Raw genomic sequence first — 11,278 nt, 5'->3', positions numbered from 1 at the left:
TCCCAACAAGAAGTACAAGACCATGAGCACCGCCCACACTGCCTGCCCCACCGGCGCTGACCACGCCACCCGCGACACCACCCACCGCACCGTCACCTGGCGGCTCATGCCGCTGCTGCTGGTGTGCTACCTGTTCGCCCACCTGGACCGCATCAACATCGGCTTCGCCAAGATGCAGATGAGCGCCGACCTGCAGTTCAGCGACACCGTCTACGGCTTCGGCGCCGGCCTGTTCTTCATCGCCTACGCCCTGTTCGGCGTGCCCAGCAACCTCGCCCTCGACCGCATCGGCCCGCGCCGCTGGATCGCCACCCTGATGGTGGTCTGGGGCGTGCTCTCCACCAGCATGTTCCTGGTGCAGGGCGCCACCGGCTTCTACGTCCTGCGCTTTTTGCTGGGGGTCGCCGAGGCCGGTTTCTTCCCCGGCATCCTCGTCTACCTCAACCGCTGGTACCCGGCCCGCCGCCGCGCGCAGATCACCGCCCTGTTCGCCATCGCCGTGCCCATGGCCGGGGTCATCGGAGGCCCGCTGTCCGGCGCCATCCTCGAAGGCTTCCACGACGCCCTCGGCCTGCGCGGCTGGCAGTGGATGTTCCTCCTCGAAGGCGCCCCCGTGGTGCTGCTCGGCCTGCTGGTCTGGGCGCGCCTGCCGGAGCGCTTCGATGACGTCGCCTGGCTCGACGACGCCCAGAAGCGCCAGCTGCGCGAGGACATGGCCCAGGAGGAACAGCGCAAGCCGATCACCTCCTTCGCCGGCATCCTGCGCGACCGCCATGTCTGGCTGCTGGTGGCCATCTACTTCGCCGTGATGCTCGCGGTGAACACCCTGGCCTTCTGGATGCCCACCCTGATCCACGGCGCCGGCGTCGCCCGCGACAGCCAGGTCGGCCTGCTCAGCGCCGTGCCCTACCTCGCCGGGGTGTTCTTCATGCTCGCCTGCGGCCGCTCCTCGGACCGCCACTGCGAACGCCGCTGGCACCTCTGCGTGCCGCTGCTGATGTGCGCCGTGGGCATCGCCAGCAGCGGCCTCGCGCCCACCAGCGCGATCCCCGTGCTGGCCGGCCTGATCATCGCCGGCATGGGCGCCAGCGCCGCCCTGCCGATGTTCTGGCAACTGCCGCCGGCCTTCCTCTCCGACAAGGCCCAGGCCGCGGGCATCGGCCTCATCAGCTCGTTCGGCAGCATCGCCTCGTTCCTCGCGCCCTACCTCATCGGCTGGATGCGCGACACCACCCAAAGCGCCAGCCTCGCGCTGTTCGTCCTGGCCTTCTTCATCGCCCTCGGCGCCGGACTGGTGCTGCGCACCCCGGCCGCCCTGGTCAATCCACGCTAAGAGAGACCCCACCATGCTCGACGCCACCCTGATCCAGCAGGCCGCCGCCCGACTCGACGCCGCCGAACGCTCGCGGCAGCAGATCCGCCAGTTCTCCCTGGACCACCCCGGCATCACCATCGAAGACGCCTACGCCATCCAGCGCGCCTGGGTGGCGCAGAAGATCCAGGACGGGCGCAAGCTGGTGGGCCACAAGATCGGCCTCACCTCCCGCGCCATGCAGGTGTCCTCCAACATCACCGAGCCGGACTACGGCGCGCTGCTGGATGACATGTTCTTCGACGAAGGCACCGACATCCCCTTCGAGCGCTTCATCGTCCCCCGCGTGGAAGTGGAGCTGGCCTTCGTCCTCGGCAAGCCGCTGCGCGGGCCGAACGTCACCCTGTTCGACGTGCTCGACGCCACCGAGTGGGTCATCCCCGCCCTGGAGATCATCGACGCCCGCATCCAGCAGGTGGACCCGGAGACCCAGGCCACCCGCAAGGTCTTCGACACCATCTCCGACAACGCCGCCAACGCCGGCGTGGTGATGGGCGGACGCGCCGTGCGCCCCACCGAGATCGACCTGCGCCGCGTGCCCGCCGTGCTCTACCGCAACGGCGTGATCGAGGAATCCGGCGTCTCCGCCGCCGTGCTCAACCACCCGGCCAAGGGCGTCGCCTGGCTGGCCAACAAGCTGGCGCCCTACGACGTCACCCTGGAAGCCGGGCAGATCATCCTCGGCGGCTCCTTCACCCGCCCGGTGGCCGCCCGCCCCGGCGACACCTTCCATGTCGACTATGACCAGCTGGGCTCGATTGCCTGTCGGTTTGTTTGAGTTTGAACTGGAAGCCTAGAGCTTGAAGCTGGAAGAAAAGGCGGTTCGTGCGCGCTTCCAGCTTCCAGCTTCCAGCTTCCAGCTTCCAGCTTCCCAAGGAGCTTCCCATGTCTGTTCCCATCAACACCTTCAAACAACGCCTCCTGGCCGGCGACGCACAGATCGGCCTGTGGCTCGGCCTGGCTGATCCTTATTGCGCGGAGCTGGCCGCCAATGCCGGCTTCGACTGGCTGCTGATCGACGGCGAGCATGCGCCCAACGACCTGCGCAGCCTGCTCGGCCAATTGCAGGCGGTGGCGCCCTACCCGTCGCAGCCGATCATCCGCCCGTCCATCGGCGACCCGGTGCTGATCAAGCAGCTGCTGGACATCGGCGCGCAGACCCTGCTGGTGCCCATGGTGGATTCCGCCGCCCAGGCCGCCGAGCTGGTGCGCGCCATGCGCTACCCGCCGTCCGGCATCCGTGGCGTCGGCAGCGCCCTGGCCCGCGCCTCGCGCTGGAATAGCGTGCCCGGCTACCTGGACCAGGCCGACGAGCAGATGTGCCTGCTGGTACAGATCGAAAACCTCGACGGCCTCGCCGCGCTCGATGCCATCGCCGCCACCGAGGGCGTCGACGGCGTGTTCATCGGCCCGGCTGACCTTTCCGCCGCCATGGGCCATCGCGGCAATCCCGGGCATCCCGAGGTGCAGGCCGCCATCGAGGACGCCATCGCCCGCATCCGCCGCGCCGGCAAGGCCGCCGGCATCCTCAGCGCCGACGAGACCCTGGCCCGCCGCTACCTGGAACTGGGCTGCGCCTTCGTCGCCGTCGGCGTCGACACCAGCCTGCTGATGAAGTCCCTGCAGGCCCTCGCCGGCCGCTTCAAGGGCACGCCCGCCCCGCCATCCAGCGCCGGCAGCGTCTACTGAGCCGAACACCCTCAACCTCTTGCAGCCCGACCCGGCCCTGCTCGCAGGCCCGGGAACGGGCATGGACCGTCCGAAACAAGGCAGACCGATGAAACTCAACGACCTCAACCTGCTGCGCGAACAGGCCTACGTGAACGGCCAATGGATCGAAGCCGACGACGAAGGCCGCTTCGGCGTGACCAACCCCGCCAACGGCGAGCTGATCGCCGAAGTCGCCTCCCTCGGCCGGGTGGAAACCGCCCGCGCCATCGACGCCGCCCAGGCCGCCCTGCCCGCCTGGCGCGCCCGCACCGCCAAGGAGCGCAGCACGATCCTGCGTCGCTGGTACGAGCTGATCATGGCCAACCAGGAGGACCTGGCCCGCCTGCTCAGCTGGGAACAGGGCAAGCCCCTGGCCGAAAGCCGTGGCGAGATCGCCTACGGCGCCAGCTTCATCGAGTGGTTCGCCGAAGAGGCCAAGCGCGTCTACGGCGACGTCATCCCCCACGACAAGCCCGGCCGCCGCCTGGTGGTGATCAAGCAGGCCATCGGCGTGGTCGCCGCCATCACCCCGTGGAACTTCCCCAACGCCATGATCACCCGCAAGGTCGGCCCGGCCCTGGCCGCCGGCTGCACCGTGGTGCTCAAGCCCGCCTCGGAGACCCCGCTGTCCGCCCTCGCCCTGGCCGCGCTCGGCGAGCGCGCCGGGATCCCTGCCGGGGTGCTGAACATTGTCCCCGGCACCCGCTCGCGGGAAATCGGCGCCGAACTGACGGGCAACCCGCTGGTGCAGAAGCTCTCCTTCACCGGCTCCACCGGCATCGGCAAGCTGCTGATGGCCCAGTGCGCCGAGACCATCAAGAAGGTCAGCCTGGAACTGGGCGGCAACGCACCCTTCATCGTCTTCGACGACGCCGACCTCGACGCCGCCGTGCAGGGCGCCCTCGGCTCCAAGTTCCGCAACACCGGGCAGACCTGCGTGTGCACCAACCGCCTGCTGGTGCAGCGCGGCGTGTACGACGAATTCGCCCGGCGCCTGGTGACCGCGGTCAATGCCCTCAAGGTCGCCCCGGCGGACGAGGACGGCGCCCAGCAGGGCCCGCTGATCAACGCCAAGGCCGTGGAGAAGATCGAAGAACACATCGCCGACGCCCTCGCCAAGGGCGCCACCCTCCTCGCCGGTGGCAAGCGCCACGCCCTGGGCGGCAGCTTCTTCGAGCCCACGGTGCTGGGGGATGTGACCGCCGAGATGCGGGTGGCCCGCGACGAAACCTTCGGCCCCCTGGCGCCGATCTTCCGTTTCGACACTGAGGAACAAGCCATCGCCCTGGCCAACGACACCGAATTCGGCCTCGCCTCCTACCTCTACACCCGCGACCTCGGCCGCGCCTGGCGCGTCAGCGAAGCCCTGGAATACGGCATGGTCGGCGTCAACGAAGGCCTCATCTCCACCGAGGTCGCCCCCTTCGGCGGCATCAAGCAATCCGGCCTCGGCCGCGAAGGCTCGAAGTACGGCATCGACGACTACATCGAACAGAAATACATGTGCCTCGGCATCGCCTGAAGCCCATTGGTGGGCTGAAGCCCACCCTACGGGAATGCCCCACCCCACCGGGCAGCACCCAGTGGGAGCGAATTCATTCGCGAAGCTTTTCGCGGCTGAAGCCGCTCCCACAATCCCCCCAAACACCGCGCAATCCTGTAGGGGCGAATTAATTCGCCAAGCGGCGCACAGCGCCGCCATGGGTTGGCGCCACCCTGTGGGAGCGAATTCATTCGCGATGCTTTTCGCGGCTGAAGCCGCTCCCACAATCCCCCCAAACGCCGCGCAGTCCTGTAGGGGCGAATTCATTCGCCAAGCGGTGCGCAGCGCCGCCGTAGGTTGGCGCCACCCTGTGGGAGCGAATTCATTCGCGATGCTCTTCGCGGTCGAAACCGCCCACCGCTCACTGCCTCAAGGCTTGATGCCCTTCAGCTCCTGCAACAGCTCCAGCAGTTCCTGCAGCTTTTCCTCGCCCAGTTGCGCCTGGATGGATTGGTAGCCCCGCTCCATTTCCTGACTCATGGACTGGAAGCAGGCCTCGCCCTGTTCGGTCAGGGCCAGGAGGATGCGCCGCTGGTCTTCGGCGACCTTGCGTCGGCGGACCATGCCGTCGCGCTCCAGGCGGGCGAGCACGCCGCTCATGCTGGGCTTGAGGATGCAGGCCAGGCGCGCCAGCTTGTGGCTCTCCATCTCGCCTTGCTGACGGAGGATGCGGATGACCCGCCACTGCTGCTCGGTGAGCCCGTGAAGGTTGAGTTGGGGGCGGAAGAAACGCATGGCCGACTCACGGGCCTGCAACAGGGTGAGGGTCAGGGAAGCACGGGTATTGGGCATGGGTTGGGCAGTGTCGGAAATTAGTTCACAGTTTAACGAATGACGCTTTCCGCGTCATGGCGAACGGCTCGCCTTGAGTTTCGCCCAGAAGGCATCCAGGGCCGTTTTCTGCTCCTGGTTGAGCCGCTCGAGCACATACAGGCGCCGGCGCTCGTCGCTTTTCAGCACCTGCATGGGGCGCTCCCTGGCCAGCTCCGCCAGCTCGGGGGTGTCGGCGGCCAGAGGCGAATAGAACTGGCTGGCGCGGGCATCGGCCAGGGCGTTGCGCGGCTCCAGCAGGTAGTCGATGAAGCGGTAGGCCAGGTCCGGATGCTCGGCATTGGCGGGGATCGCCAGGCTGTCGATGAAGACCATCGCGCCCTCGTCAGGAATCCGATAGCTGAGCGCCGGGTTGCGCGCGGAGGCGGTCAGCGCATGGCCGACCCAGGCCATGGCCACGCACAGGCGGCCGTCGGCCAGGGCATCGATGTAGGTGTCGTTGTCCAGGTGCCGCGCCATGCGGGCGATGCCCAGCAAGGGCTGCAGGTTGCGCTCGACCTGCCGCGCGCCATAGCTCGACAGGCTGCGGCCCCGGTAGTTGAACCAGAGCGAGGCGGTTTCCTCCGGGGCATCCAGCAGGCCCACGCCGCAGGCGGCCAGGCGCGAGGCCTGGCGCTCGTCGAACAACACGCCCCAGCTGTTGGGCAAGGGCGCGCCATAGGCGGCCTCGGCGAGGCCGGGGTTGACCACCAACCCCACCGAGCCCCAGAGGTAGGGCACCGCATAGCGGTTGGCCGAATCGATGCCGGCGAGCATCGCCAGCAGGCCCACGTCGACGCTGGCGTAATGGCTGAGGCGCCCCGTATCCAGGGGCGCCAGCTGGCCGTTGTGGATCAGCCGCGAGAGCTGGAAGTGCGACGGCACGACGATGTCGAAGGCCTGCTCGCGGCCCAGGGCGGCGTCCAGTTCCTCGGCAGCGGTCATGGTCTGGTATTCGACCCGGATGCCGGTCTGCTTCTGGAAGCCGGCCAGCACCTGCGGCTCGATGTAGTTCTTCCAGTTGAGGACCCGCAACACCTCCTCGGCCCGGGCTTCCAGGGCCAGCAACAGCATCACCAGACAGGCCAGCAGTCTCATCGCGCAACTCCTTGCAGGAAATGGGGCCGGCAGCGCCGGATCGCCCATTAGGAGCGAGGTGTGGAGCCTGCGTCATGTTCGAGCCTGCCAGCTTCTTGCTTGCCCGTGCCGGATTGGCCAGGGCGTGACGCGGGCCACGCAAAGACGGGGCAAGAACCGCTGCCCGGGCCATTGCAGGCGATCATTAACCTGTTCATGATCGAGCAGAAATCCCCCCAGGTGCCCCCCATGAACGCCCTCCTGCGCCAACAGCCCCACCTCGGCCTCGCCCTCGCCATGCAGGCGCTGCAGGCCGCCCTGGATGCCGCCGCCGAGCATGGCGTCCGGGTCAGCGTCCAGGTGGTGGACGCCGCCGGCCTGCCGATCCACAGCGCGCACATGGACGGCGCCCCCGGTCCCAGTCGCGCCATCGCCCTGAACAAGGCCGTCACCGCCGCCGGCTTCGGCATCGCCACCCATGCCTGGCAGGAGCGCCTCGACGGCTGCTCCGCCGCCGTGCGCCAGGGCCTGCCGCTGCAACCGGGGCTGGCCCTGTTCGGCGGTGGCGAACCCTTCCGCCACCTGGGCCAGGTGATCGGCGCCATCGGTATCTCCGGTGCTTCCGAGCAGCTCGACGGGCTCTGCGCCCGCGCGGCCGTGGAGCGCGTCGCAGAGCTGCTGGCGCCAGGTTGACCCGGCGCCTGTCACCCCGGGTCAAGGTGACGGGCAGTGAGGGACAAGACCGCAAGGGTCCGCACGCCCCTTAATAGTCGCCAGCAGAACGCATTCCACCCACCGTTTCAGGCTGCAGTCATGATCAATATCGAGACACCCACCTACTACACGGCCACCAAGAAGTACGACCTCTCCTTCCCCTCCCTGGAAGCGGACCTGGAAGCGGATGTCGTCGTGATCGGCGGAGGGTTCTCCGGGATCAACACCGCGCTGGAACTGGCGGAGAAAGGCATCACCAATATCGTGGTGCTGGAGGCGCGCTACCTGGGCTTCGGCGGCACCGGGCGCAACGGCGGGCAGATCATGGCCGGCATCGGCCACGACCTGGAGAAGATCCGCAACGACGTGGGCGAGGACGGCCTGCGGCAGATCTTCGAGATCAGCGACCTGGGCGCCGACATCATCAAGGGCCGCATCGCCAAGTACGGCATCGACGCCGACTTCTGCCACGGCTACGGCTACATGGGCTTCAACGCCCGCCAGGAAAAGACCCTGCGCGCCTGGGAGAAGGAGTTCAAATCCCTCGGCTCGCCCCACGAGATCCGCTTCCTCGGCGGCTCCGAGGTGAAGCAGATCATCGGCTCCGACGCCTACAGCAGCGCCCTGCTGCACATGGGCGGCGGCCATGTGCACTCCCTCAACCTGCTGCTGGGCGAAGCCAAGGCCCTGGCCAGCCACGGGGTGAAGATCTTCGAATACAGCCCGGCGCTGGAGGTGACCTACGGCGAGCGCATCACCGTGCGCACCGGCAAGGGCTCGGTGAAGGCCAGCAAGCTGCTCTGGGCCTGCGACAGCTTCCTCAACAAGCTGGAGCCGGAGCTGCACAAGACCACCATCAACACCTACGCCTTCCAGATGATGACCGAGCCCCTATCGGACGAGCTGATCCAGCGCATCAGCCCGATTCGCGGGGCCTACAGCGACATCCGCCCGGTCATCGACTACTACCGCGTGACCAACGAGAACCGCCTGCTGTTCGGTGCCGCGACGCCCTTCGTCGAACACATCCCGGGCGACCTCAAGGCCTGGAACCGCAACCTGATGCTGAAGATCTTCCCCTACCTCAAGGACGTGAAGATCGACCTCGCCTGGGGCGGCCCCATGGCCTGCAGCGCCAACCTGTTCCCGCAGATCGGCACCCTGCCCGGCCGCCCCAACGCCTATTTCGTGCAGGGCTACTCCGGCTTCGGCGTCACCCCCAGCCACATCATCTGCAAGGTGCTGGCCGAGGGCATGAGCGAAGGCTCGGCGCGCTACGACCTGATCAGCTCGGTGCGGCGCATCGAGGTGGTCGGCAAGGACCATATCCGCCCGCTGCTGCTGACCGCCGGCAAGACCTGGCACCAGGTTTCCGGCTACTGGAACGGCCGCCGTTGAATCCGATCGGCGCGGCTGCGCGACGGCGGTACGGCGTTGGGATCGGCCTTGGAATGCTCATTCACGGGCGTGAACTCCGCTTCCGCGGCCGCTCCCGCCTGGTACCGCTCCAGCTCGCTCCCGCCGGAAACGGTGCAGCGGAAAAGCATGTACCGTCATTCCCGCGAACGCGGGAACCCACTGAACGACCAACACCTTTTCCATCACTCGCAGGAGAACTGCCATGTCCCTCACCCCCATCAAGACCGGTATCACCCTCGCTGAACTGGATGCCTGGGGCACCGTCGCCGACCTGGGTTCGGAAATCCTCGAAGGCGAGGTCAAGGCCTTCGGCAAGATGACCGCCGGCGCCCCCACCGACCCGGTCAGTGCCGCCTATTTCGGCACCACCGGCGGCAAGTTTCGCATGGTCTACCCGTTCAACGAGCAGGCCACGGTGGTCACCGGCGAGGTGATCCTCACCGACGAGTCCACCGGCCAGACCACCCGCTTCAAGGCCGGCGACAGCTGGTATGTCGCCAAGGGCACCCCGGTGCTCTGGGAAGTCCCCGGCGAGAGCTTCGTCAAGCACTACTACGCGGTGGCCTGACCTCTTCAGGTGCCTGCCCCCCGGGGCAGGTTCGCGCCACTGGCAACCTCTGCGGCGATGGTCTGCACTGCCCTCACCGCCCACGCGAGGGTTCCTCCATGACGCCATCCCCGGTCGAATTCGCCAGGCATTGCCTGAGCACCTTCACCCACTTCGTCCCCGCCTCCCTCGGTGCCTTCTACCTGATCGACGATCAGTTGCAGGCCCGGGACTTCCAGCTGCTGGGCATGCACCTGCAGATGCACGACGCCTACCTGCGCCACTACCGCCACCTCGACCCGCTGCAACCCGGCGCCTGCCTGGCCACCGGCCTGCCGGTGGTGCCCCTGCAAGCCGGCCAGGCACGCCAGGGCGAGGCGCAGAACCGTGAATACCAGGGGTTCCTGCGCGCCCACGAGGTGATAGACGTGGTGGAGGTCATCGCCCAGGCCGGCGAGCGCCCCGTGGCCGGGCTGTCCCTGTTGCGTTGCAGCGGCATGCCGGCGTTCTCGGAGGAGGAACTGGCCAGCCTGGCGGCCCTGCAGGGGATGATGGAAGCCGGTGTACAGGCCCTGGTGCCCACCGCCGAGCCGAAGCTGCAGGGCCTCACCCCGCGTGAACGGGAAATCGCCCTGCTGCTGCGCGAAGGCATCAGCAACAAGCAACTCGCCCGCCACCTGGGCGTCGGCCTGCCGACGGTGAAGACCCATCTGCTCAACCTGTTCCGCAAGGTCGGCGCCAGCAGCCGCACCGAACTGGTGGCGATGCTGTTCCTCTGAAGCGTGACTCAGCGCTCCAAGTGCTGTGCCCGCGCAGCGGGCGCGACGGCCGTCGGCAACTGACCCAGCCCGGTGCCCAGCAGGTGGTTGACGAAAAGGTGGAACAGCTCCGACTGGCTGGAGATGCCGAGCTTGCTGTAGAGGTGCTTGCGGTGGTTCTTCACCGTACCCTCGGCGATCTCCAGGTGCAGCGCGATGGAGATGCTCGAATGCCCCCGCAGGATCAGCCCCGCTATGGCCTGCTCGCGCGCGGTCAGGCGGTCGGTGGCGAAGCCGGAGAAGGCCGCCGCCAGATGCTCGGCGATGCTGCGTGCCGGCCGCGCGCCCATCGATGCCACCGCCACGCTGGCGTAATGGCGCTGCAGGAAGGCCTCCAGCGCCGGCTGGCACAGGCGCAGGGCGGCAATCTCCTCCTCCGCGAACACCGGCGAGCCGTTGCAGCGCATCAGCGAGTAGGCCGCATAGGTGCCTCCCGGCAGCGGCGAGAGGAAGACGATCTCCTCGGCCAGGCTGCCCGAGGCCAGCGAGATGCACGGGTGCACATCCGGCGAGTTGAAGTATTCCCCTTCGAAGAAGGCGTCCGGCGCCAGCTCCTCCATGCGGTAGAGCCCGGCGGGCCGACCATGGGCGCAGGCGGTGTAGACCGGGTCCAGCAGGTAGGTGCCGTTGACGTAGCGCTGCATCGCGCCGGGCTCGGGGATGCCGTGCAGGTTGTCATGCAGCAGCGCGGGGCTGCCGCCCGCCGGGTAGAGGAAGATGCAGCTCTGGTCGAACGGTGCCAGCGCGTGCAGCACCGCATCGACGCGGGGTGGGAAGGCCGGTGTCTCGAGGTCGGCGACCAGCGCGGGGATGTGCGCGTGCCAGGTTTCCAGGGCCTGCCGGCCCTGGGAGTGGGAACGTCTTGCGGGGTGCGCCATGCCTTCGCCTTCTTGTCGTCGGCCGCCCCGCCCGGGTGCACGGAATGCTTGCGGGGCCTGCGTTTCAGGGGTGTTTTCGAGGAAGCATTTTGCTTGCCACAACGCCCATCGCGCCAGCGCTTTTCAGCGCGACCGTAGGGGCGAATTCATTGGCTCTGTCTGCGTTAGCTGTTGTGGTTTTAAAGCAGGCGCTCAAGCACGCCATTTCCGGGCGCCCAAGAGTTCGTGCCACCGCCACCGCATGGGTTTCGCTTCGCTCTACACCATCCTACGAAAGCCTGTGCGCACCACGTGGCGATGCGCTGGACGAAGAAAGTTGGAGCAGCCGCCAACGCCCCTCCAGGAGGCCGAACGCAGTCGTTGCGCCGGGGGACGAGCGGCATGGATGCC

Annotated in this window: 11 protein-coding genes; 8 read left to right on the top strand and 3 right to left on the bottom strand. The window is 67.8% G+C overall.

The genetic code is table 11. The features are described 5' to 3' along the window. Nucleotides 1-22 precede the first annotated feature (22 nt). The 4 genes from DMX10_RS30530 (at nt 23) to DMX10_RS30515 (ending at nt 4,604) form a co-directional block, all read left to right on the top strand. Nucleotides 23-1,333, top strand: a complete 1,311-nt coding sequence (locus DMX10_RS30530) for an MFS transporter (protein ID WP_111264613.1) — start codon at nt 23-25, stop codon at nt 1,331-1,333. 13 nt (nt 1,334-1,346) lie between these two features. Continuing rightward, on the top strand, nt 1,347-2,150 hold the full coding sequence (gene hpaH, locus DMX10_RS30525; protein ID WP_111264611.1) for a 2-oxo-hept-4-ene-1,7-dioate hydratase: 804 nt from the start codon (nt 1,347-1,349) through the stop codon (nt 2,148-2,150). Between the two features lie 107 nt (nt 2,151-2,257). Further along, the gene (gene hpaI / locus DMX10_RS30520; RefSeq protein WP_111264610.1) at nt 2,258-3,061 is read left to right on the top strand and encodes a 4-hydroxy-2-oxoheptanedioate aldolase; all 804 of its coding nucleotides are present in this window, start codon (nt 2,258-2,260) and stop codon (nt 3,059-3,061) included. An 88-nt stretch (nt 3,062-3,149) separates the two neighbouring features. Next, nucleotides 3,150-4,604, top strand: coding sequence for an NAD-dependent succinate-semialdehyde dehydrogenase (locus DMX10_RS30515; RefSeq protein WP_111264609.1), 1,455 nt, complete (start codon nt 3,150-3,152; stop codon nt 4,602-4,604). A 390-nt stretch (nt 4,605-4,994) separates the two neighbouring features. Here DMX10_RS30515 and hpaR read toward each other — a convergent pair whose 3' ends face one another. Next, nucleotides 4,995-5,417, bottom strand: coding sequence for a homoprotocatechuate degradation operon regulator HpaR (hpaR, locus tag DMX10_RS30510; RefSeq protein ID WP_111264608.1), 423 nt, complete (start codon nt 5,415-5,417; stop codon nt 4,995-4,997). A gap of 54 nt (nt 5,418-5,471) precedes the next feature. After that, complete coding sequence (locus tag DMX10_RS30505) at nt 5,472-6,533, bottom strand: extracellular solute-binding protein (RefSeq protein ID WP_111264607.1); 1,062 nt, start codon at nt 6,531-6,533, stop codon at nt 5,472-5,474. Between the two features lie 228 nt (nt 6,534-6,761). On the opposite strand from DMX10_RS30505, the gene DMX10_RS30500 reads away from it, so the two are divergent. The 4 genes from DMX10_RS30500 (at nt 6,762) to DMX10_RS30485 (ending at nt 9,971) form a co-directional block, all read left to right on the top strand. After that, entirely contained in the window at nt 6,762-7,205 is a 444-nt protein-coding gene (locus DMX10_RS30500; protein ID WP_111264612.1) for a heme-binding protein, read from the top strand. A 120-nt stretch (nt 7,206-7,325) separates the two neighbouring features. Further along, complete coding sequence (locus DMX10_RS30495) at nt 7,326-8,624, top strand: FAD-binding oxidoreductase (RefSeq protein WP_111264606.1); 1,299 nt, start codon at nt 7,326-7,328, stop codon at nt 8,622-8,624. Between the two features lie 223 nt (nt 8,625-8,847). Continuing rightward, nucleotides 8,848-9,213, top strand: a complete 366-nt coding sequence (locus tag DMX10_RS30490; RefSeq protein ID WP_111264605.1) for a cupin domain-containing protein — start codon at nt 8,848-8,850, stop codon at nt 9,211-9,213. A gap of 98 nt (nt 9,214-9,311) precedes the next feature. Continuing rightward, the gene (locus tag DMX10_RS30485; protein WP_111264604.1) at nt 9,312-9,971 is read left to right on the top strand and encodes a helix-turn-helix transcriptional regulator; all 660 of its coding nucleotides are present in this window, start codon (nt 9,312-9,314) and stop codon (nt 9,969-9,971) included. An 8-nt stretch (nt 9,972-9,979) separates the two neighbouring features. On the opposite strand, the gene DMX10_RS30480 is transcribed toward DMX10_RS30485, so the two are convergent. Beyond that, the gene (locus tag DMX10_RS30480; protein WP_111264603.1) at nt 9,980-10,888 is read right to left on the bottom strand and encodes a helix-turn-helix transcriptional regulator; all 909 of its coding nucleotides are present in this window, start codon (nt 10,886-10,888) and stop codon (nt 9,980-9,982) included. Between the last annotated feature and the right edge of the window lie 390 nt (nt 10,889-11,278).

The organism is Pseudomonas sp. 57B-090624 (genome assembly GCF_003234055.1).
Classification (GTDB): domain Bacteria; phylum Pseudomonadota; class Gammaproteobacteria; order Pseudomonadales; family Pseudomonadaceae; genus Metapseudomonas; species Metapseudomonas tohonis.
The sequence above is the reverse complement of the archived record's forward strand: the minus strand, read 5'-3'. Positions and strand labels throughout refer to the sequence as shown.

What these genes read in the sequence shown, in the direction of transcription:
- DMX10_RS30495 (WP_111264606.1), top strand. Translation starts at nt 7,326, where the DNA reads ATGATCAATATCGAGACACCCACCTACTACACGGCCACCAAGAAGTAC.
- hpaI (WP_111264610.1), top strand. Translation starts at nt 2,258, where the DNA reads ATGTCTGTTCCCATCAACACCTTCAAACAACGCCTCCTGGCCGGCGAC.
- DMX10_RS30500 (WP_111264612.1), top strand. Translation starts at nt 6,762, where the DNA reads ATGAACGCCCTCCTGCGCCAACAGCCCCACCTCGGCCTCGCCCTCGCC.
- DMX10_RS30480 (WP_111264603.1), bottom strand. Translation starts at nt 10,888, where the DNA reads ATGGCGCACCCCGCAAGACGTTCCCACTCCCAGGGCCGGCAGGCCCTG.
- DMX10_RS30490 (WP_111264605.1), top strand. Translation starts at nt 8,848, where the DNA reads ATGTCCCTCACCCCCATCAAGACCGGTATCACCCTCGCTGAACTGGAT.
- DMX10_RS30485 (WP_111264604.1), top strand. Translation starts at nt 9,312, where the DNA reads ATGACGCCATCCCCGGTCGAATTCGCCAGGCATTGCCTGAGCACCTTC.
- DMX10_RS30505 (WP_111264607.1), bottom strand. Translation starts at nt 6,533, where the DNA reads ATGAGACTGCTGGCCTGTCTGGTGATGCTGTTGCTGGCCCTGGAAGCC.
- hpaH (WP_111264611.1), top strand. Translation starts at nt 1,347, where the DNA reads ATGCTCGACGCCACCCTGATCCAGCAGGCCGCCGCCCGACTCGACGCC.
- DMX10_RS30515 (WP_111264609.1), top strand. Translation starts at nt 3,150, where the DNA reads ATGAAACTCAACGACCTCAACCTGCTGCGCGAACAGGCCTACGTGAAC.
- DMX10_RS30530 (WP_111264613.1), top strand. Translation starts at nt 23, where the DNA reads ATGAGCACCGCCCACACTGCCTGCCCCACCGGCGCTGACCACGCCACC.
- hpaR (WP_111264608.1), bottom strand. Translation starts at nt 5,417, where the DNA reads ATGCCCAATACCCGTGCTTCCCTGACCCTCACCCTGTTGCAGGCCCGT.